The following is a 22,166-nucleotide window of genomic DNA, read 5'->3' on the forward strand; positions in this document are numbered from 1 at the left end:
AATATTGAAATTGGATATGGATTACCAATACGGACAAGATACAAGTAATCTTACCTTAAAAGATCAGCTCCAAACCTATTTAAAGTATTGGAAACTATTTTTGTGTTCTGCAATTATCTGTATTCTTTTGGCAGTAATATACCTCAAATACACCGCTGTAGAATATAAAGTAACTTCAACAATACTGATCAAGGGAGAAAAAGGAGGAATACTATCAGAGCTTTCTGCTTTTGAAGATCTAAGTATTGTCGAGTCTAATAGCAAAGAAGTAGAAAATGAAATCGAAATTCTAAAATCGAGACCACTCTTTGAAAATGTGATCAAAAAGCTAAATATACATCATAGTTATTTTGCAAAAACAAAGTTTTCAAAACGTCTTGTAGAACTTTATGAAAATAAACCTATTACTGTTTCTTTTCTCAAAGATTCTTTACTTATTGACGATACAGCAGAGTTTATTATCACAATCAACTCTAAGACAGGTTTTACAATACGTGAAGAAGAAAATGAATTTCAAAAAGAAGGCGTTTTTGGCGAACCTTTAAACACTCGACTGGGTAATTTGGTTATCACTCCTAATCCAAAGTATTTTGATGCATTTCTTGAACATGAAATCTATTTTTCGGTCCATCTGATAGAAGATATGGTAGAGGAATATAAGTCTAGAATAAGCATTGGGCTCGTAAATAAAGATGCAAACGTAATCTCTTTAAAACTTAATACTACTATTCGAGAAAAGGCAAAAGATATACTAAATGGGTTGGTCGAAGAATACAACATAGATGCTATTCGTGACAAAAACTTGATTTATGAAAATACAGCTAGTTTTATAAAAGAAAGGTTATCGATTATTAACTCTGAATTGTCAGATATAGAACAGGGTGTAGAGGTTTTCAAAACTTCAAACAATCTTACAGATGTCGGTTCTGAAACTGCTCTTTTTTTAGAAAATGCTTCAGAAAACAAAAAAGGTGTTTTGGAGACCAATACTCAATTGGGGTTAGTCGATTTTATGAATGATTATCTGCAAGAAGATAAAAATGGCTTATTGCCAGTAAACCTTGGTTTTTCTGATGAAGGAGTGACCGGTATTATTACTCAATATAACGAAATTGCACTTAAAAGAGATGAAGTGCTAAAAGGAACTACGCCTCAAAACCCTATTGTATTAAGCCTTACTGAAAAATTAAAGAGTCTTAGAGGAAGCCTTAAACAAAGCCTAAACAATCAAAAAACAGCCTTAAAAATAAGATTAAAAGACTTAAAGCGGCAAGATGCAAATATGAATGCCAAAATCGCTTCTTTACCTAAAAAGGAGAGAGAACTTAGAGATATCGTAAGACAACAAGAAATTAAAGAAACACTATACTTATATTTATTACAAAAACGAGAAGAAACAGCAATATCTCTAGCAGCAACTGTAGCAAATGCCAAAATCATTGAAAGAGCTTATAGTTCTAAATTTCCTGTAAAACCAAAAAAGAGAATTGTTTTTCTAGTCGCTTTTTTTGGCGCAATTTTGTTACCTGTTATATTTATCTTTTTTAAAGATCTATTTGACGTTAAAATAAAGGATAAAAAAGAAATCCTTAACCGTTTAAAAATACCTGTTGTTGCCGAAATTCCAAGTACAGATACAAAGAATAACTTTATTATATCTACAGATGACCGTTCTCTGGTAGCAGAAGCATTCAGAATTTTTGAAAGTAATCTAAAGTTTTTACTTTCTGATAATGATCAAAAAGGTAAAACTATTTTAATCACTTCTTCTGCAACAGGAGAAGGTAAAACTTTTATTTCTTCAAATTTATCAATTGCCCTTTCTGACCCTGATAAAAAGGTAGCGTTATTAGGCCTGGATTTAAGATCTCCTAAAATTTTAGAATATCTTAATTATAATGAATCCAAAGGCATTACCAATTACATAAGAGACAAACAGGTAACTCTAGATGATATTATCATTAATCTTGATCATACTCCTAATCTTGATATTATAAGTTCTGGCGTAATCCCGCCCAATCCTATCGAATTACTAAAAACGAATCGTTTTAAAGAACTTATTTTAACATTGAAACAGAACTATGACTATATTATCATTGATACCCCACCAATAAGTCTTGTTGCAGATGCATTATTATTAAGCGATTACGTAGATTTATGTATTTATGTGATACGACCTGGGTTATCTGACAGAAGACTTTTGCCTGTTGCAGAAACATTATACAACGACAAGCGTTTTGATAACATGGCAATATTAATTAATGATGCAAAAAATCACCATAAAAAATATTATGGATATCATTATGGAGGAGAACAGAAACCAAAATCAAGATTGAAATTTTGGTAACTCACTAAAGTTTTGGTTATAATTAGTTTAGAGAAATATCTTCAAAATTCGGGGAATTTTTCTCTTCTTTTTCAGAATCAGAAACATCTTCTTTAACAACCACTTTATTAAAACATGGATTTTCTACAGGTTTTTTTCTGAATATTTTTTCTCGAATAAAATCCCAGACTATTGCATATAAAATGACAAATACTCCTCCAATAAGAGTAAGTATACCTACAAAAAAACGAAATATAAAACCTGCAACCCGGCTTATCATAGTCATTGTTATTAATAAAATGTCATATTGACGATTTACCATTATTATCATAATATCTAAAATTTTATTTAGATTTTAGATAATATAACCCACATATAAATCCTTTCAATATGCTTCTCAAGTCTCCCCCAAGACTTAAAAATATAATTAAGTGTTCAGTGCTTTGCTCAAAAATACATAATTTTTAGAATACGTACATCTCTCCATGTTTTTTAACACAATTGACAAAAAAAGCCATATCAAGTTGATCATAAATGTTCAACTTGATATAGCTATATTTCATTGAGGTAGAAGCTATATTTACTTCTTAAAATCTATTTTCTTTATTGTTTTAGATCTAATTGTTTTGAAAGCATTGGGTGATAATCTCCCTGTATTGGGGATATTGCTGCATTTCTAATATCATGAACAATTTGTATAGATTGTTTTGCATCTTCAAGACCATATCCATTACCGTTCAAAATATCTTTGTAGCTTTTGGTATGTAATTCTGTAAAACCACCACTAAACTCGATTTCTTCGCCATCTACAGTTATTGATCTATATGTTCTTTTTCCTTCTAGTTTGGCTGTTTCAGGAATATTATCATAATTTACAGACAAGAACCAACGTACTCTTGCCTTTTCGAACTCTAAATACCCAGCAGCAGTATCTTCAGTAAGTTTATGTACTTTGTTTTGGGTAACTTCACCAAATATCCAGGAAAGCATATCATAAAAATGAACTCCAATATTAGTTGCGATCCCACCCGATTTGGCAATATCTCCTTTCCATGATGTGTGATACCAATTTCCTCTAGAGGTTAAGTATGTAAGGTCTACATCATAAATCTTGTCTTTTGGTCCGTTATCTACTTTGTTTTTTAAAGCAATAATACTCTCATGTATTCTAAGCTGTAATATCGAATACACTCGAGAATTTGATTCTTTTTCGATCTCTATAAGTTGATCTACGTTCCATGGATTGATTACAATTGGTTTCTCGCAAATTGCATGAGCTCCTCTTCTTAGAGCCATTCTAATATGGGCATCATGTAAATAGTTAGGTGTACAAATACTTACATAATCCAAATTGATTTCCTTTTTTCTCTTAAGCTTTTCTATATGCCTATCAAAACGTTCAAATTCAACAAAAAAATGAGAATCAGGAAAATAACTATCCATAATTCCTACACTGTCAAATTTATCTAACGCTGCAATAAGGTTATTATTAGTATCTTTTATAGCTTTTAAATGTCTCGGAGCTATATAGCCTCCTACACCGATAATAGCAAAATTTTTGTTCATGGTTTTTATAATTTGATGACTGTATTATTTTTTAATTGGTATTGTTCTTTACTCTCTTCACAGGTTGCCATACCTTCTTCATTAAAATTGAGCCTTACCCCATATTCGCTCATCCAACCAATATGCTTTGCGGGATTTCCTACCACTAGAGCATAAGGCTTAATAGTTTTTGTAACCACCGCACCTGCACCTATAAAAGCATATTCACCTATATCGTGACCACACACAATCGTTGCATTTGCACCTATTGTTGCTCCTTTGCCTACATGTGTTTTTGCGTACTGCCCACGTCTATTGACAGCGCTTCGAGGATTAATTACGTTGGTAAACACACATGAAGGTCCTAGAAATACATCATCATCACAAGTTACTCCAGTATATACGGATACATTGTTCTGAATTTTTACATTATTTCCGATAATAACTTCTGGAGAGATCACTACATTCTGACCTATATTACAACCATTACCTATTTGGCATGATGACATAATATGAGAGAAATGCCAGATTTTTGTGTCTGTCCCGATAGAACAATTATCATCTATTACAGAAGTTTCGTGAGCAAAGAATTGTTGATTCATAAAAAATTAATTGAATTGTGAGTCTTGAAGTCTAATGATAAGTCCTAAATTATAATGTATATAATTACTCCCTTGCGGACTATTATCTACAGATATTTTACCCAAAGCTTGTGCATTGAGCCTTACACTTTCTGAAATAAAGAAGTTAATCCCTGCACCCAGATTTGCAGTTGCTGCTCCGGAGCCATCATAAAAACTACTTCCTCCTCCTATTGTCAAATACCCTTCATATATTGCCCTGTACTTATTGAGATAAGTATTGGTGATGTAATACTTAAACATCCCATCAATAGCGAGAAAATCAATATCTTCTTCTAGTTCTACGCTATTAATGGTTTTTCCTTTTAAAAATTTATTAAAATTAGCAGAGACTTCGAATCCAAAATCATCTTCAAATCTTTTTTCAATAGAGAATCGAAAAGGACTATTATAATTGTAGTTGTCTTTTATATCAAAAAGCCCACCAATAATATCACCAGAGTCGTAAACTACATTAATACCAAAACCAATAATCCAAGGGTTATCTTGATTTTGGTAGGTTTGGGCTATAGCTGATTTTGAAATCAGTAGTACAAAAAGACAATAAAAAAATTTGATGAATTTCATTATCTTGTTTTAAGAGATAACGCTATCAAAATACTTATAGTATGTATTTCATAAATTACTAGTAATCAATACTTTAAATGTTAATTGTATCTAAATAAAATGTTATTTTTTGTTAAATTCATTATTAAAAACAAAACATATTGTGATTCCCAAAACATCCAAATCACTACTTTATGAAATCCTACAGGCGATTTCTCATCATTTCATTCAAAACAAAAAAATACAACTTCTTACCATATCTTCTAACTACAATTGAACCATATATACAATCAAAAATTTAGTTCCAAAAAGGATTAAAAATATATCAGAAATTAATATGTAGATTAACACATAAAAATCATTCAAAAAATAAGCGACACATATGGATATTGCTTATTAAAATGAGAAACAAAGTACATGCTATTTTGAGTAGAAATTATAGCAAAATAGATTTTGAAGAATTAAAGTTATTGTCTAATACATTTACAATACTTAAATTACACGCTCTTTGTAAATACAACTACAAAGAAAAATTGGATACTTGTAATTTTAGACAAATAAGATCAAAAGGGGCTTATCATATAAATAAATTTGATCATTAAATATATTTGAAAATTACATTAATCACATAATTTTAAAACACATCTCATTTTAAAGTTATTGGTTATAAATTATTGGAAAACAAAATAGTTATGTCACCTCTTTTAAAAAAGATTTATGAGCTTCAGGATATACATACCATATCCAAGCATGAGCAAATAGTACAGGGAATAATTGCTGCAATAGACGCAGATATTCTTAAAGTTGGTGATAAGTTGCCTTCTATAAATGAAATGGTTGCCGAAGTAGGGTATGCGAGAAAAACATTTGTAAAAGCATATACCGAACTTAAAGAGAGAGGTTTGGTAGAATCCAAAAACCTAAAAGGGTATTATATCATAAGTAAAGAGACAAAAGTTACACTAAAGGTAGCTTTGATCTTATTTGCATTTCATAGTTTTCAAGAAGATTTTTACAACACTCTAAGAAAAGAGTTAGGAAAAAAATACCACATAGATATTTTCTTTCATCATAATAATCTTGCACTTTTTAAAACTATAATGGACAATATATCCCGTAAATACGGCATGTATGTTATTGCTCCGGTTCAAGAAGATGAAGTTATACCTCTTTTAAAGACAATTCCTTCAGACAGGTTAATATTGATTGATCGATATTTAAAGATGCCAAAAGAATATTCTTACGTAACGCAAGAGTTTGAAGATATTACCTATAATAAATTGGTAGAATTAGCTCCTCAAATAAAAAAATATAAAAAGTTTGTACTGTTTTTTAAACCAGATACAGATTTACCTTTAGAAATACTCAATGCATTCAATCGCTTTATAAAAGATCATAATGTCGATGGAAAAGTAATTGAAAGCTATGAACCTGATGTTGTAAAAAAAGGAACAGTATATTTTTCGATAAGCGACTCATATCTTTGGAAAGTACTAAAAGAAGCTAGAAAAATGGAATATAGAATTGGTTCTGATATTGGGATTATTGCACATGATGACAACATTATAAAAGAAATCGCTTTTGGCGGTATCACTACAATTTCAACAGATTTTAAAACAATGGCTCAAAAAGCAGCAAAATTTGTTAAAAACAGAAAACACATACAAGAAACTATACCTACTTATTTAAGACGACGCAACTCTTTATAAGCTATCACTATAATAAAAAAGTTTTGTAACCACAAAACAATTATTAGTATTATCTTTATTTTTTAACCTTTTTTTTATCTTTTAGTCGATTTTTAATGCTAAAAAATAAAATTATGTGAAAAAATCATTTATATTTGTCGAGTAGCATAGTATATCATATCACATTTTTTATAAAAATTAATAAACACAAATCATATGAATCAGAAGACATACATTACTTTTTTGGTGTTTTTTCTGGGGATTATCACAATTGCTTCTGCACAATTATCTGTTTCTGGTACAGTAACAGAAAGTCAGGGGCCACTTCCCGGAGTAAATATTTTAGTTAAAGGAACACAAAATGGTACAACGACAGATTTTGATGGTAAATATTCAATATCAAATGTTCCTGAAGATGCTATTTTAACCTTTAGCTATCTAGGTTTTGTAACTAAAGAAGTTTCAGTAAATGGTCAATCAGTTATAGATGTAGTTTTGCAAGAAGATGCTGCTGCTCTAGATGAAATTGTCGTAGTAGGTTATGGTACTCAATCAAAAAGAGAAGTAACCGGAGCAATTTCTCAGATCAAATCAGATGATATTGCCCAAATAGTTACGGCAAATCCAACAGCTGCTCTGCAAGGTAAACTTGCTGGTGTACAAGTAGAAACAGCAGGTGGAGCCCCAGGTAGTCCAGCAAATGTTTTTGTGAGAGGAATTAGTTCATTAACAAATTCTTTCCCATTGTACGTTATCGATGGAACTATTGTAGATGATATCGTTTTTCTAAATCCAAAAGACATCATCGACATACAAGTATTAAAAGATGCTACTTCTGCCGCAATATATGGATCTAGAGCTGCAAATGGAGTAATTATCGTTACTACAAATAGAGGTAAAAAAGACACATCTCCGACTGTAAATATAGATGTTCGAGGAGGGATTAACACACAGCCTAAAAAATTAGATTTACTTAACGGTCCAGAATACATTCAATTCTTAAATCAAAGGAGAATTAATGATGGGCTTCCAGGTAATATTGCAGATCCTGGAATTGATACGGATTTTCAAGATTTAACCATTAATTCTGGTTCAATACAGGATTACGGTTTTAATATTTCCGGAGGAAATGAACAATCATCATATTTTTTCTCTTCAAATTATTATAAAGAAGAAGGGTTGCTGATTAGTGAAGATTTTCAGAGAATTAATACACGTTTAAATAGCCAGTTTGAGATTGGTAAATTCAAAATCAAAGAATCATTTTCATTTGCAGAAAATACGTTTACACAAAATCTCGCTTTTGGTAACCAAGGGCCTACATTACCTATTTTAAATCCTTTTAACCCAAATAATGAAGGAGGTTTTGAAGCTGTAGATGGAGACCGTTATCCCGGTGTAGGTGGAACCAACAAATTTGCGCAAGCAAATCTGCTTGATGATGAAAATACAGAACGTAATCTTTTAGGAAATATTAATATTTCATACGAGATTCTCGAAGGACTTACTGCAAAACTAAACTTAGGTGTAGATTATAAAAATATTTACAGAAATACTTTTCTCCCTACTTTTTTTCAGAGTAATACTGATGCTACAAACAACTTGAATGAAGCTAATGACTTGACAGAAGTAAGAGCAGAAATCTTATCAACCAACGTAGAACCAACACTTAATTACAAAAAAGTATTTAACAACCATAGTATAGATGTATTAGTTGGTGGGGCTCGTCAAGAAGTAGACAACAACACATTAGCTGTGTATGCACAAGGATTACCAAGTAATGACATAAGAAATATAGGAAATTTTACAGAACTTGTAGAGAACACAGGTGGTGGTAGATTCGAATCAAGATTGTTTTCATATTATGCAAGGCTCAATTATAAGTTCAACGATAGATACTTATTTTCAGGAATCATTCGTAGGGATGCTACTTCTAGATTTTCTTCAAAAGATGATCTTAATGCAGATGTTTTTCCTTCATTTTCGTTAGGTTGGGTAGTGAGTGAAGAAAATTTTTGGCCAGAAGATAGCTTTATCAACACTTTAAAACTTAGAGGTGGTTATGGTGAATTAGGTTCTCAAAATATTGGAGATTTTGTCTTTCAATCGGTACTCAACCCTTCTTCTAATGTTGCTTTTGCAGACAATCCAGCTCAGGGATTTGCCATTACATCTTTAGTCAATGAAAATATTAGTTTTGAAACTTCTATCACTACTAATTTTGGTGCAGACATTTCTATGTTTGACAATTCATTAAAGGTAAGTCTTGATTATTTCAATCGGGATAATGAAGATGTCTTACTAGCACTAGCAGTACCATCAACTTCTGGTTCTGCAAACCCTATCATACAAAATGCAGCTTCAATTAACAACAAAGGTTTTGAACTCGAAGCTACGTACAGTTACAATACAGAAAGTGATTTCAAATTTGATGTTGGAGTCAATTTTGCAGCAATAGATAATGAACTTACCTCTGCTGCCAATCCAATTTTAGGACCTGTAATCAACGAAGAGCAAACCAGAGTCAATAGATATGAAGAGGGTAATCCTTTAGGTTTCTTTTTTGGGTTTCAAACTGATGGTATCTATACCAGCCAGGAGCAAATCGACAATGACCCTTTCTTAGCTAATGATCCGGAACGTAGAGGAATTCTTCAACCCGGAGATTTTAGAAGAGTAGATACAAATGGAGATGGTAGAGTTGATGAAACCGATAGAGTCAACTTAGGAGATCCTACACCGGATTTTACTTACGGAATCAATTTTACAGGTAGCTATAAAAAGCTTGACTTTGGACTATTTTTTAATGGCGTTCAAGGAAATGAAATTTATAATGTTACCAAGTTTTTTGGAGTTTTCTTTGCAGATGATAACAAGTTTGGTTTGGTTAGAGACGCTTTTACTCCACAAAATACCAATACCAATATCCCAAGAGTAACAAATCTTGATCCTGCAGGTAACCAATTGCCATCAGACTTTTTTGTAGAAGATGGTTCTTTCTTTAGATTAAAAACATTAGAGATTGGATATGACCTTACTGACATTATTGGTTCAGAATGGGTAAAAAAGGGAAGAGTCTTTTTTAACATGCAAAACGTATTCGTAATTACTAATTACTCTGGATATGATCCAGAAGTAGGCTCTACATCAGGAGCGCAAGCTGATGCTGATACTGGCTTTTTTGGTTTTAGAGGAGTTACTAATCCTATTTTTGGTAGAGGGTTGGATGTAAGGGCACAGCCTAGGCCAAGAACTTTTATTATGGGGCTTCAATTTTCTTTTTAACAAAAACCGTATCAAACAAAACATTAAAATTATTGAATCATGAAGTATAGAAATAATTTTTTTTACATCACTATTTTTATAGGAATTCTACTGGTAATCAATGGCTGTAATGAAGATAAATTAGAAATTACAAATCCAAACTCAGTAGCAGAATCTGAATTTTTTCAAACAGAAGCTGATTTTAGGCTGGCAGTAAACGGAATGTTTCATCCGATAACGGCAGTATTCTTCTGGGGGAGAGTAGTTCACACAGGACCTTTATTACGATCTGACGCCTACAATATTGTTCCTTTTCAACAAAATACGACTATGTCTACTTTAGAAGGGCAACCAGGTATAGCAAGATGGTCTTCTGATATGTTTCCACAATTATATCAAACAGTCTCAAGAGCAAATATCATTATAGAAAAACTTAATGAAACAAATGTACCTGATGAAAGTGCTCGCAATGAGATTTTAGGACAAGCCTATTTTATGAGAGCTTTTGCATATTGGTACCTTGTAAACTTTTGGGGTAATGTTCCTTTAGTTCTAGAAACACCTGATCCACAAAATCAAGAAGACTTTTTTCCTTTTCAGGAAACACCAGATAAAATTAATGAGACGATCATCAATGATCTTACAGAAGCAGCTTCATTATTACCTAGATCATGGTCATCAGAAGAAGCAGGACGACCTACTTCGGGATCGGCATTAGCACTTAGAGGAAAAACACATTTATATACAAAAAATTATAAAGCTGCAGTAATTGATTTTACAAATATCACAGAAAACTTTGCATATCAATTATTACCATCAAGCGAGTATAAAGATAATTTTACAATTGCAAACGAGAATAATGTAGAATCTGTTTTCGAACTTCAATTTCTTGGTCAGGCGAATTTTATCTGGGGTGCAGATATCCCGGGAACCGGAACACAAGGAAATTACTTTATTGATTACTCTCCACCAGAATTAAGCCCTGATAATGGACATTTTATCAATCCACATATCTTACAGGTATTTGAAGATAATGACGATACTGTAAGAAGAAATGAGACTATAGCCTTTGATTATCCCGGGGCGACAGGTTATGGCGGAGTTCCTTTTGTTGAAGATTTTGCAAAAGATATTGAGTTAGCCAATTCGATTACATTACCTGACGGCTCTGTGGGTGTTCCTGCATTATTCTCTAAAAAATATGCCGGTTTTGATGAAGGCACCAGAGATCAAATACCTGTTTTAGGAAACACCGTAGGGAATAATTGGAGAATTATACGATATGCAGATGTTCTGTTGATGCTTGCAGAAGCTCTAAACGAAGATAACAGAACTGCCGAAGCAATACCTTTTATTAATCAAGTAAGAGCACGGGCAGAGATTGATCCTCTCTCCTCCTCTCTTGATAAAATGCAGCTAAGACAAGCTATTATAGATGAACGTATTATGGAATTAACAGGAGAAGGTCATCGTTTTCTCGATCTTGTTCGTTGGGGAATTGCAGACCAAGTTCTTGGAGCTGGCTCTACTATTGCGGGAGGTAGACATCCCAAATCACTGGCAGGACCTACAGCAGTTTTTACAGTTGGACAGGATGAACTGCTATGGATACCTGTACCAGAATTACAAGCTAACCCCAATCTGAGACCTAATCCAGGGTATTAATTTTAGTTTTGTTTGTTATCATTATACTTTCATGTTGAGTCTTGATAGATGCCCGTTAGACTCAATATGAAAGTTTATGTAAAGCTACATCTTTATTAACCCCAACCTTATCTTTATACAAACTGTCTTCTTTGAAAAAACATCTATTTCATATTATAAGCATATTATTGTTTTACAGTTGTACCTCTAAAAAAGAGAAAAATCAAACATTTACCTATGTTTCTAAGGACACTTCGGGTATTGATTTCATAAATTCAATTACAGAGAACGATACTATTAATGTTATTGATTTTCAATATTGTTATAATGGCGGAGGTGTAGGAATTGGTGATTTTAATAATGATGGGTTACCCGATTTAGTTTTTACAGGAAACCAAGTCTCAAGTAAAGTATATCTCAATCAAGGTAACATGAGTTTTATTGACATTTCTGAGTCAGCAAATTTTATAACAAATACCTGGGTAACAGGAGTAAGCATAGTAGATATTAATTTGGATGGCTTAGACGATATATATTTAAATGTTGGAGGACCGGATTGCAGAGACCTTAGCTGTAAAAACTTATTATTCATTAATAATGGCTTAGACACTAATGGAACTATACGTTTTACAGAACAGGCTAAAGCCTATGGCTTAGATGATGGTAATTATAGTCAACAGACTCTTTTTTTTGACTATGATCAAGATGGAGATTTAGATGCTTATATTGCTCACAATGGTAATACAAATAAAGAACGAAACACTCCTGTTCCTAAAAAGTATTTTCCTGATATTTTGGTTGACAAACTGCTAGAAAATGTTACCCAAAAAGATACTGGTCAACCTTATTTTGTTGATGTATCCGACAGTTTAGGCATCGTTCATAAAGGATTTAGTCTAGGGATAGCTATTTCTGATTTTAACAATGATCATTTACCTGATATTTATGTAAGTAATGATTTCATTACCAATGATTTAATTTACATAAACAAAGGGAAAGACGATAACGGTATTCACCAAGGGTTTGAAGAAAAAAACAACACTATTGTTTCAAAACAAACCTATAATGCTATGGGAGTTGATATTGGTGACCTAAATAATGATGAGTTACCAGATATTATGATAGTAGATATGTTACCAAAAGACTATGAAAGACAAAAAAAAATGCTTGGAATTCATAATTATGACAAATTTTTACTTTCTCAACGTAATGGATATACACCACAATACATACATAACACATTACAAATACACAATGGTTTTGTAGGTCAAAATATATTACCTACATCAGAAATAGCATATGCCGCAGGAATAGCAAGTACCGATTGGAGTTGGGCTCCTCTTATTGCTGATTATGATAATGATGGTAATAAAGATATTTATATCACAAATGGATATGTAAAAGACATTACAGACCTTGATTTTATTAATTACTCTGATCAAAATACAATTTTTGGCTCTCCTCAAGCTCGAAAAAATAAACTAAAAGGCTTTGTAGATCAACTTCCCGGTATACATTTATCGAATGTTTTATATAAAAACATGGGTAAAACTCGATTTCAGGATGTTTCTAAAGAATGGATACAACCTAAAAAATCATTTTCTAATGGTGCAGCATATGCCGATCTTGATCTTGATGGAGATCTTGATCTGATCGTTAATAACATCAATCAACCTGCATTTATTTTAGAAAATCATACCTCAGAAAAAAGTAAAAACTATCTAAGGGTAGCTTTATCAGGAAGTCCTAAAAACAAAAAAGCAATTGGTGCAAAAGTCACTATTTGGCAAAATAATACTCCTCAAACACAATATCAGTCTACAATCAAAGGATATTTATCTTCGGTAGAATCAATTCTTCACTTTGGAGTAACCAAAGACTCTATTGAAAAAATAAAGGTAGATTGGCCTGATGGAACTGTAACCATCAAAGAAAATGTAACTGCAAATCAGGTAATACAAATCCACAAAACAGATCCAAAACAAGATGTAACTTCTTACAAAAATCCACTTCTATTTCAAAAGACAACAAATTACTTTTCGTATAAGCATCAAGAGAATTTTTTTAATGACTATACATATCAATCTTTATTACCACATCAATTTAATGCCAGTGGTCCTTGCATTAGCGCCTCTGATGCAGACAATAAAACAGGTGATGAAATCTTTATTGGAGGGAGTAAAGGATATCCTGGTCTACTCTTTACAGAAACCAAGGACAAAAAATATAATGTGGTTCAAGAATTTGATTCAGAATTTGAAGATACTTCTGTACTTTTTGTTGATATTGATAATGATGGTGATCAAGACTTATATTTAGGTAGTGGAGGAACAGAAACCATTACTAACCCACAACTACTTCAGGATAGAATATTTATAAATGATGGTAAAGGAAAGTTTGACCGATCGCAAGCTAATCAGCTTCCTAGAATAGAAACCAATACTACCTGTAGTATCGCAAATGATATAGATGGTGACGGATACCCTGAAATTTTTATTGGGGGAGGTGTACAGTCCGGTAAATACCCTCTTGCAACATCTAGTTATTTGCTTAATAACGATAGTGGAAATTTATCAATAAATACACATGTCTCTTTTACTCATCAAGGTATCACTACCGATGCAAGTTGGGCTGATATTAATGGAGATCAAAGCAAAGAATTAATCATAGCAGGGCATTGGATGCCCATAACTATTTATCAGATCACAAAAAATGAAGCAAAAGAAATACCAATACAATGGCAAAATCCTCAAGGTAAAAAAATTAATATTTCTGGCTGGTGGAATAGTATTGCCATTGCTGACTTTGACAATGATGGAGATAATGATATCATAGCAGGTAATCAAGGCATAAATGGATTTGTAAAACCTGTTTTTGACCAACCTGTATATGTGTATAAAAAAGATTTTGACAATAATGGAAGTATTGACCCTATACTTGCTCAATACTTTGAAACACAAGAAGGAACAATACTAAAACCCATACATACTCGTGATGACATTATGAAACAGTTAGTAACGCTCAAAAAGAAGTATACTACCTATGATGCTTTTGCAAAAACGTCTTTTACAGCATTACTCGACATAACAGATCTTGATAAAGAAACTTTGAGCGCACATACTTTTAATTCTATATATGCAGAAAACATTGGTAATAATACTTTTGTAGTGTATAAGCTTCCCAGTGCCTGTCAATGGTCACCTATCAATGATTTTCTTGTAAAAGATTTTAATAATGATGGGTATAAAGATGTTCTAACAATTGGCAACAATTATGGCTCAGAAGCAAATTATGGAAGGTATGACGCTTCTCTAGGCACATACCTTCAGGGTTCTGCCAATGGTTTTAAAATAATTCCTAATCACGCAAGTGGTTTTTGGATCACCAAACAATCTAATCACATCATCACAACACAAAATAGCAACAAAGAATCGCTTATACTGACAACACAAAACAATGACAGTATTTGCGTCTTTACAACAAAAATTAATGAAGAAACAGGTTTAGTACAAAATTAGGATACTAAACACAAGAAGGAATAAAATTTTGTTTTAATGAAAGATATTATTACCAACACTTTGGAAATTATAGGACAAACCGAAGCGTTTCAAACCGAAGTTACGCTAGATAGCCAAAAAGAGAATATTTCGATATATACCATTCGTTTTTTTGCAAACACTACTTTTAAACCACATCCAATCACTATAAGATTTAAAACTCCGGCTATCAATGTAAAAGGAATGTGGAAGCCCACAACTGATTTTGCAAAAAGAATCATGGATGATTGGGAATTAGATCATATGGAGTCAAGAATATCAGTAGATGCTCCTGTAATTTCTCTTTTTGGACATGATGATACCAATGTGATTACATTTGCATGTTCTGATGCTATAAATACAACTCAACTTAATGCACTTTATCGAGAAGAAGATAATTGTATTTATAGTCATATTTCCTTTTTTACAGAAAGACACCATCCTATCAACGATTATACGGTACAATTACGTATTGACCAGAACAATTGGTCATTTTCTAAAGCCTTGCAACATGTAAGTTTATGGTGGAGTAGTTATGACACCCTAGCTCCTATCAAAACTCCTGATTTGGCAAAGGTACCGGTTTATTCTACATGGTATCAATTTCATCAAGAATTAGATACACAAGAGCTACTAAGAGAAAGTAAAATTGCCCTAAATCTAGGATATGAGTTAATGATTCTTGATGATGGATGGCAAACCAAAGATAGTAACAGAGGATATGATTATACAGGTGACTGGGAACCAGAGAGAATCCCCGAAATGCAGGATTTTGTGGCATCAATTCATCAAACAGGGATGAAAATAGCACTTTGGTACTCTGTGCCATTTTGCGGAAAAAAATCCAAAGCCTATCAAAGGTTTAAGGGGAAATTTCTTACAGAAACCCATCGTTGGGCACCTGTTTTTGATCCAAGATATCCAGAAGTAAGATCATATCTTGTAGAATTATACACCCATGCCTTGCAATACTGGAAAATAGATGGTTTCAAGCTAGATTTTATTGATGAGTTCAAAGTATATCCCGATACTGTATTGACCCAAGAAAATGGAAGAGATTTTTCTTCGGTAAATCTCGCCGTAGATAAACTCATGACAGACATTATCAAAACATTACAGGTTATAAACCCAGAAGTTGTTATAGAATTCAGACAAAAATATACTGGCCCTGCAATGCGTAAATATGGGAATATGTTTAGAGCTTTTGATTGCCCTGGCGATGCTACAATGAACCGAGTTCGTATCGCAGACACCAAGATGCTGTGTGGCCAAACTGCAGTACATAGCGATATGTTTACCTATCATCATGAAGAACCTTTAGAAATCAAAGCATTACAGATAGTAAACACCTTATTTGGAGTACCACAACTCTCTATTATGCTACAGCATGCTACGCAAGACGAATTATCAATGCTGAGCTTCTATACACAATATTGGAAAACAAATGCTGAAGTATTATTACAAGGGACTTTTGTTCCGCAAAAGCCTTTGGCAAATTACCCTATCATAACATCTTTTACGCAAGAACTCACAATTATAGGTGTATTTGATCATTATATTATAGATATTGAAACTGAATCAAATAAAATTGATATCATCAATGCGCAAATAACAGAAAGAATTGTAATAAATTGTAATCAAAACCATGGCGCATTTCACTGTGTTGTATATAATTGCAAAGGAGAGATCGTTCAAGAACAAGATATGATGCTTCTGATAGGAGTAACACAAATCAAAGTTCCTGCATGTGGATTAGTGAGATTAGAAAAGAATATTAATATTTAGATTATGGAACATCAAATAAGTAATATTGATCTTATTGTTATTGGCGTTTATTTTATAGCTGTTATGGCCATAGGGCTTTATGTTGCAAGAGGTACAAAAACAGGAGAAGACCTTTTTTTAGGAGGTAGATCTTTTGGCTGGGCTCTTATTGGGTTTTCATTGTTTGCTTCTAATATTTCTACATCTACAATTATAGGACTATCCGGTGCAGCTTACAAATCAGGAATCGTACAATCTGTATATGAATGGATGACGGGAATCCCTTTGATTATTGCTGCATTGATCTTTATTCCTCTTTATTTGAAGTCAAAAATCACTACAATTCCTGAGTTTTTAGAACTTCGTTTTGATCGAAGATCAAGAATGATTTTTTCAACAATTACGATTATAACAAGTATTCTGGTAGATACGGCAGGAGGGCTATATGCGGGTGCTATTGTATTACAAGCATTTTTTCCAGGACTAATTATTTGGCAAACTTGTTTAATCTTGGCAGTTGTTGCAGGATTGTACACTGCTTTTGGTGGTCTCAAAGCAGTTGTTTATACAGACACCATACAGGCTATTATTCTTATTATGGGTTGCTCAATCTTATCATATATGCTATTCGAAAAACTAGATTTTTCTTGGGATAATGTTTTAGCTTCAACTCCAGAAGGTCATTTATCAATTGTGCGTCCTCTAGACGATCCTTCGCTGCCCTGGCCGGGGTTGATTATGGCTGTTCCGATATTAGGATTTTGGTATTGGACCACCAATCAGTATATCGTACAACGCGTTTTGGGGGCTAAAAACATCAAAAATGCCCGCTGGGGAGTTATTCTAGCTAGTTTTTTGAAAATTATACCGCTATTCATTATGGTAATTCCCGGTACAATGGCAATTAGTCTTTTCCCCGGACTAGAGAAAGCAGATCAAGTATTTCCTACTGCCGTAATGCAAGTATTACCCGTTGGGTTAGTTGGATTGGTTCTCGCAGGATTAATCTCTGCAATTATGTCTAGTGTAGACTCTACTCTCAATTCTGCATCTACCTTGGTTGTCGTAGATTTTGTAAAAACATTAAAGCCTGATATTACCGACAAAGAAACCATTAATTATGGAAGAATAACCACCGTAGTTTTGATGGCAGTAGCCGCAATATGGGCTCCTTTTATAGTCGATTTTGGAGGCATTTGGGATTACCTTCAAGAGATGTTTGGTATTATCGTACCTCCAATAGCTGTTATTTTCCTTGTTGGAGTATTTTATAAAAGAGGTAATGGTGATGGTGCTTTTTGGACATTAGTTCTAGGAACCATAGGGGGAATATTATTTTTTACCCTTAGGCAATTTGATATTTGGCCGATGCATTTTACAATAGACGTAGGGATAATGACAATAATAAGTGCATTATTGTTTATTATTATTAGTAATATCACTCCTGCACCTGATCCTGAAACAATTAAAATATATACCTACAATAAATCTTTATTACAAAATGAAGAAAAAATAGTTTGGTACAAAGACTATCGCTATCATATTGTTTTATTACTAATATGTATAGGGATTTTATTAACTAAATTCTGGTAATGATAGACAAGTATATAATCTATTTTTATTAGTTATCTGTTGTTATGCCAAAAGTATTCGCTTGTTGATATATGATTTTCCAAGTATTATGATACCATAATGCTTTACATCGTATGCCTTCTTTTTGATTATTTTTGGCTAAAATGATATTTGCTTCCAGTAAAATTTTTCCTTTTCCGAGTAACTCGTTACGAAAATTCTGTATTCTAAACTCAATATGATCTATGTTTTCTTCAGAAAATTGATTTTCATTTACATAGTTAGATATCCTATGAATGCCTTCTAGGAAATAGCTTTTATAAAATTCTTCAGGAGTATCTTTAACTTGTTTTTCTATTTTGGTTATTTGCTCCAAATCTCCCGGTGATTTAATTTTTGCTTTTTCCAATACCTCTAACATTGAAGGGATATAGGTTTCTTTATATTCATCTAATGTTACAATAGTTGTAGAGGTATCTACAGTTGAAGATGAAAAAAGTTGCTTTGCGTACTCTTTTATAAAAGATAAAGGGTCAGGAAAACAGTCATCCTTTTTATCTTTAGAATAAGAAAAAGCATTAGTTTGATTCAGATTAGGATAAAACTTTTGGTCATCTGTAATCCAATTATTACTTACAAACTGTTCACTATTTTTTCTTGGGTTGATTAAATTAAAAAAGTCGCTTTCGATCTTACGTAATGTCCATAATTCTTTATTTTTTGAAGCTTCTATTTCTATCGCAACAGTATCTTTTTTACTTTTAAAAACAAGATACAAGTCATAAACATCAGGTTCTATATTTGAAGTCAAAAAATAGGTCTTATAATACGTATACTCAGGTGCAGACACATTATGAGTTTTGGCTACATCTGATAAAATATTCCACTTTTGAGCAACCTCTTCTGTATAAAAAGGTTCTTTTGTAATATCTTTCTGTTCAAGAAATACTTGTCCTAGATATCTACCAAAACCATCAGGAAAAATAACACAAGAATCCTGTGCACAAACGGTTTGAAAACAATACAGAACTATAAGAAGTAGAAATTTATTTGATGAAATCATATTTTTGAGAGTATTCTTTATAAAAGGTAAAATTAATAAACTCAAAATAAACTGTCATCGAATTGAGACAGAATCAATTCCTAAATAATCACTGACCGAAGGATCAATGTAATGCTTATCTCCTGTAATGATATGTTCTATAACTACAAAATCATGATCTTTGAAAAAAGGAGACTCAAAGTAATCATGCACGTTGACATTCAAAAAATATAACTTTGCTATATGCGTATTAACATTCCATTCTTTTGAAAGACCGTGTTTTTCAATTAAATAATTACAAACCGATGCATAAAAATTGGCATACCCTATACAATTAGTAGCTTTGCTTTGTATCAATCTATTAGGGTCAAGGTCACATTTGTTATATGTAAAACCTAATGTTGTATTTGTAACTTTTTTTGAGGTTGTGAGAATATTTCCTATGTTGAAATCCTTAGGATTACCATAAGTATTTTCAATGGTCTCGATTAATTTTTGATTTGTTATCTTATAACTTTTTCTTGTGCCTACAGTATCATATTTGATAAAAAACCTATAAATAAAGCCTTTACAAATGATGATAACCACGAGAAAAAGAAGAAAAATATATCCTCTTCTCCACTTCATTGATTAAATAATTATACATAATAAATATATCTTTTTTATGTTGAATTCCTGCTTTCTCTATATTTCTATCCATTACAAAAACTTCTTACTACTATTAATTTATATATATTCTGACCTTAACAATTCTTATCAATCCAAGAATTAAAATCTAGATATCCCAATACAGTGTCTGGTATTGGATCATTTACAAGTTGCTTTTTGAGCCTTTTAAAAGCTTCTTTTTTTGAAAGCGATTCATCCTCTACCGTTTTTACTAAAAATTTTAATATAATCTTCTCGTAGGAAGCTATGTTTTTATGTTTTTTAATGATTTTTTTAATAGTATTGATCAGATATATTAATGTAGACCCGTTTCCTAGCTGGTAGTGAATTAAAAGATTAAGCCAATGTGTGTAAAGAATCAAATCTTTTCGATCTTTTTTGGTTTGATTATTAAAAATATCATTAACCCATTGCAAAGCATTTCTATACTCTTCCTTTTGAAAATATAATGCCGCAAACTGAAAACAAAAAGACAATCTATAGGTCTCTGGAACCAATGATTCATAATCCTTTATAAAGCTAAGGATTTCATCAACAATAGTATGTGTAGCTTGCAGTCCTTTTAAATTTCTATGAATTTCTAGCTCTAGATTATAAAGCCTAAGCTTTTCCTTTATAAGAGCTGCAGAAACATTATGTATAGCATTCACTTTTTGTTTGAGCAAAAGAATTCTCACAAAAGCTTCTTTATACTGTTTACTGTGTACTAAAAACCCAAGAAGATTATTATTTACAGAAAAATACATTACAAAATACTCTTTAAGCAATTCTGGGTTTTGCTCCCATTCTTTTACCAATTCTTCAAGCGTATGCTTTGCCTTATCAGAGTGCTCTGCAAGAAGTTGCTTTCTATATTTATGTAATATTTTTAATGTTCTGTTTTGTAATGTGGCGCTTTTTTTGTGTGATAATGAAAAACTTGCAGGATCCACATTTGCAGACAATAGACGTACATACTCATTTGCCGAAGCCAATGTGTTTTTTTGTTGATTTACTATTGTCATAAAAGTATCAAAATCCTGAGGATACAATGCCTGATGAACTTTTCTCTTCCAATCTTGAATATAAAATAAAATTATATTTTGCTGAAAGTTATACGCTTTCTTCTCCGCTCTTTTTAATTCACTTTCGCAAACAGAATATAATCCTTTCCGGTATAAGATCTCGACATTACGAACAATATCCATAAGCTCTGCATTTTTAGAAGCTTTAGCATGATAATTTCTCAATGATTGTAGAATACGCAGTTTCAAATAGTTTTTAATAGTTGTCAATTGATTTACAAAAGCTTTGTCTTTGAACAAAGTTTTGATTGCTGCCTCATCATATTTTTTTTGAGCTTCAATGGCATTAAAAAGTATCAGATACTCTGTAGCATCACTTGCTGGCATACTAAGCTTGAAATACCGTTTTTCGCTTTTACTTAAAGACTTAATAAGATAGAATAATTCTTCGTTTTTCTTCATTATAGAAAGCTATGTTTTTTCAAAAATAGAATTTTTTAATAGCAAACCATCTTTTACATTTGAAATTTAATAATCAATAACATACAAATTATGAAATCAAATGCTATTAACTGGTTTGAAATACCCAGTACTAATTTTGACCGAGCTGTAAAATTTTACAACGAACTTTTAGAAACCGAGCTTCAACCTATGGAAATGGATTTCAAAATGGCCTTTTTTCCTTATGAGAGCGGAGGTGTTGGTGGATGTGTTACTCATGGCAATGGTAACAAACCATCTCAAGAGGGAACATTCGCATATCTTAACGGAGGAGAAGATCTTGCTATTCCTCTAGCTAGAGTAGAAAAAGCAGGAGGCAAAATAATAATGCCAAAAACATCTATTGGAGAAAATGGATATATGGCTGTTTTTTTAGATACTGAAGGAAATCGAGTAGCTTTCCATTCTATGAAATAAAGAACTA

15 protein-coding genes are annotated in these 22,166 nt (G+C 32.2%); 8 read left to right on the forward strand and 7 right to left on the reverse strand.

Features of this window, described 5'->3' with window-relative positions; translation table 11 throughout:
* Window positions 1-16: 16 nt before the first annotated feature.
* Window positions 17-2,347 carry a GumC family protein gene (locus tag FHK87_RS18730; RefSeq protein ID WP_140595306.1) on the forward strand — a complete coding sequence of 777 codons (2,331 nt, stop codon included), beginning with the start codon at window positions 17-19 and terminating at the stop codon, window positions 2,345-2,347.
* A gap of 22 nt (window positions 2,348-2,369) precedes the next feature.
* Here FHK87_RS18730 and FHK87_RS18735 read toward each other — a convergent pair whose 3' ends face one another.
* The 4 genes from FHK87_RS18735 to FHK87_RS18750 form a co-directional block, all read right to left on the reverse strand.
* Window positions 2,370-2,606: a hypothetical protein gene (locus FHK87_RS18735; RefSeq protein ID WP_140595307.1), complete on the reverse strand. Its 237-nt coding sequence runs from the start codon at window positions 2,604-2,606 to the stop codon at window positions 2,370-2,372.
* A 323-nt stretch (window positions 2,607-2,929) separates the two neighbouring features.
* A complete protein-coding gene (locus tag FHK87_RS18740; RefSeq protein ID WP_140595308.1) occupies window positions 2,930-3,892 on the reverse strand; it encodes a Gfo/Idh/MocA family protein in 963 nt (320 codons plus the stop codon).
* A 5-nt stretch (window positions 3,893-3,897) separates the two neighbouring features.
* On the reverse strand, window positions 3,898-4,473 hold the full coding sequence (locus tag FHK87_RS18745; RefSeq protein ID WP_140595309.1) for an acyltransferase: 576 nt from the start codon (window positions 4,471-4,473) through the stop codon (window positions 3,898-3,900).
* Between the two features lie 6 nt (window positions 4,474-4,479).
* The gene (locus FHK87_RS18750; RefSeq protein ID WP_140595310.1) at window positions 4,480-5,079 is read right to left on the reverse strand and encodes a hypothetical protein; all 600 of its coding nucleotides are present in this window, start codon (window positions 5,077-5,079) and stop codon (window positions 4,480-4,482) included.
* A gap of 671 nt (window positions 5,080-5,750) precedes the next feature.
* On the opposite strand from FHK87_RS18750, the gene FHK87_RS18755 reads away from it, so the two are divergent.
* From FHK87_RS18755 to FHK87_RS18780, 6 genes are all read left to right on the forward strand, one after another.
* A complete protein-coding gene (locus tag FHK87_RS18755; protein WP_140595311.1) occupies window positions 5,751-6,767 on the forward strand; it encodes a GntR family transcriptional regulator in 1,017 nt (338 codons plus the stop codon).
* A 195-nt stretch (window positions 6,768-6,962) separates the two neighbouring features.
* Window positions 6,963-10,031, forward strand: a complete 3,069-nt coding sequence (locus tag FHK87_RS18760) for a SusC/RagA family TonB-linked outer membrane protein (RefSeq protein WP_140595312.1) — start codon at window positions 6,963-6,965, stop codon at window positions 10,029-10,031.
* Window positions 10,032-10,070: 39 nt separating this feature from the next.
* Window positions 10,071-11,675, forward strand: coding sequence for a RagB/SusD family nutrient uptake outer membrane protein (locus FHK87_RS18765; RefSeq protein ID WP_140595313.1), 1,605 nt, complete (start codon window positions 10,071-10,073; stop codon window positions 11,673-11,675).
* Between the two features lie 131 nt (window positions 11,676-11,806).
* Entirely contained in the window at window positions 11,807-15,172 is a 3,366-nt protein-coding gene (locus FHK87_RS18770) for a VCBS repeat-containing protein (protein WP_140595314.1), read from the forward strand.
* 36 nt (window positions 15,173-15,208) lie between these two features.
* Complete coding sequence (locus FHK87_RS18775; protein ID WP_140595315.1) at window positions 15,209-16,975, forward strand: glycoside hydrolase family 36 protein; 1,767 nt, start codon at window positions 15,209-15,211, stop codon at window positions 16,973-16,975.
* Between the two features lie 3 nt (window positions 16,976-16,978).
* Entirely contained in the window at window positions 16,979-18,547 is a 1,569-nt protein-coding gene (locus FHK87_RS18780; protein WP_140595316.1) for a sodium:solute symporter, read from the forward strand.
* A gap of 28 nt (window positions 18,548-18,575) precedes the next feature.
* On the opposite strand, the gene FHK87_RS18785 is transcribed toward FHK87_RS18780, so the two are convergent.
* From FHK87_RS18785 to FHK87_RS18795, 3 genes are all read right to left on the reverse strand, one after another.
* Window positions 18,576-19,589, reverse strand: coding sequence for a hypothetical protein (locus FHK87_RS18785; protein WP_140595317.1), 1,014 nt, complete (start codon window positions 19,587-19,589; stop codon window positions 18,576-18,578).
* 54 nt (window positions 19,590-19,643) lie between these two features.
* On the reverse strand, window positions 19,644-20,195 hold the full coding sequence (locus FHK87_RS18790; RefSeq protein WP_140595318.1) for a hypothetical protein: 552 nt from the start codon (window positions 20,193-20,195) through the stop codon (window positions 19,644-19,646).
* A 116-nt stretch (window positions 20,196-20,311) separates the two neighbouring features.
* On the reverse strand, window positions 20,312-21,703 hold the full coding sequence (locus FHK87_RS18795) for a hypothetical protein (RefSeq protein ID WP_140595319.1): 1,392 nt from the start codon (window positions 21,701-21,703) through the stop codon (window positions 20,312-20,314).
* Between the two features lie 90 nt (window positions 21,704-21,793).
* Here FHK87_RS18795 and FHK87_RS18800 point away from each other — a divergent pair, with 90 nt between their 5' ends.
* Window positions 21,794-22,159, forward strand: a complete 366-nt coding sequence (locus tag FHK87_RS18800) for a VOC family protein (RefSeq protein ID WP_140595320.1) — start codon at window positions 21,794-21,796, stop codon at window positions 22,157-22,159.
* The last annotated feature ends 7 nt before the right edge of the window (window positions 22,160-22,166 follow it).

The sequence above is a fragment of the Aquimarina algicola genome (genome assembly GCF_006443095.1).
Classification (GTDB): Bacteria; Bacteroidota; Bacteroidia; order Flavobacteriales; family Flavobacteriaceae; genus Aquimarina; species Aquimarina algicola.

Excerpts from the sequence above, each read along its gene's own strand:
- FHK87_RS18755 (WP_140595311.1), top strand. The coding sequence starts at position 5,751 with ATGTCACCTCTTTTAAAAAAGATTTATGAGCTTCAGGATATACATACC.
- FHK87_RS18760 (WP_140595312.1), top strand. The coding sequence starts at position 6,963 with ATGAATCAGAAGACATACATTACTTTTTTGGTGTTTTTTCTGGGGATT.
- FHK87_RS18795 (WP_140595319.1), bottom strand. The coding sequence starts at position 21,703 with ATGAAGAAAAACGAAGAATTATTCTATCTTATTAAGTCTTTAAGTAAA.
- FHK87_RS18735 (WP_140595307.1), bottom strand. The coding sequence starts at position 2,606 with ATGATAAGCCGGGTTGCAGGTTTTATATTTCGTTTTTTTGTAGGTATA.
- FHK87_RS18765 (WP_140595313.1), top strand. The coding sequence starts at position 10,071 with ATGAAGTATAGAAATAATTTTTTTTACATCACTATTTTTATAGGAATT.
- FHK87_RS18780 (WP_140595316.1), top strand. The coding sequence starts at position 16,979 with ATGGAACATCAAATAAGTAATATTGATCTTATTGTTATTGGCGTTTAT.
- FHK87_RS18785 (WP_140595317.1), bottom strand. The coding sequence starts at position 19,589 with ATGATTTCATCAAATAAATTTCTACTTCTTATAGTTCTGTATTGTTTT.
- FHK87_RS18750 (WP_140595310.1), bottom strand. The coding sequence starts at position 5,079 with ATGAAATTCATCAAATTTTTTTATTGTCTTTTTGTACTACTGATTTCA.
- FHK87_RS18800 (WP_140595320.1), top strand. The coding sequence starts at position 21,794 with ATGAAATCAAATGCTATTAACTGGTTTGAAATACCCAGTACTAATTTT.
- FHK87_RS18740 (WP_140595308.1), bottom strand. The coding sequence starts at position 3,892 with ATGAACAAAAATTTTGCTATTATCGGTGTAGGAGGCTATATAGCTCCG.
- FHK87_RS18745 (WP_140595309.1), bottom strand. The coding sequence starts at position 4,473 with ATGAATCAACAATTCTTTGCTCACGAAACTTCTGTAATAGATGATAAT.
- FHK87_RS18790 (WP_140595318.1), bottom strand. The coding sequence starts at position 20,195 with ATGAAGTGGAGAAGAGGATATATTTTTCTTCTTTTTCTCGTGGTTATC.
- FHK87_RS18730 (WP_140595306.1), top strand. The coding sequence starts at position 17 with ATGGATTACCAATACGGACAAGATACAAGTAATCTTACCTTAAAAGAT.
- FHK87_RS18775 (WP_140595315.1), top strand. The coding sequence starts at position 15,209 with ATGAAAGATATTATTACCAACACTTTGGAAATTATAGGACAAACCGAA.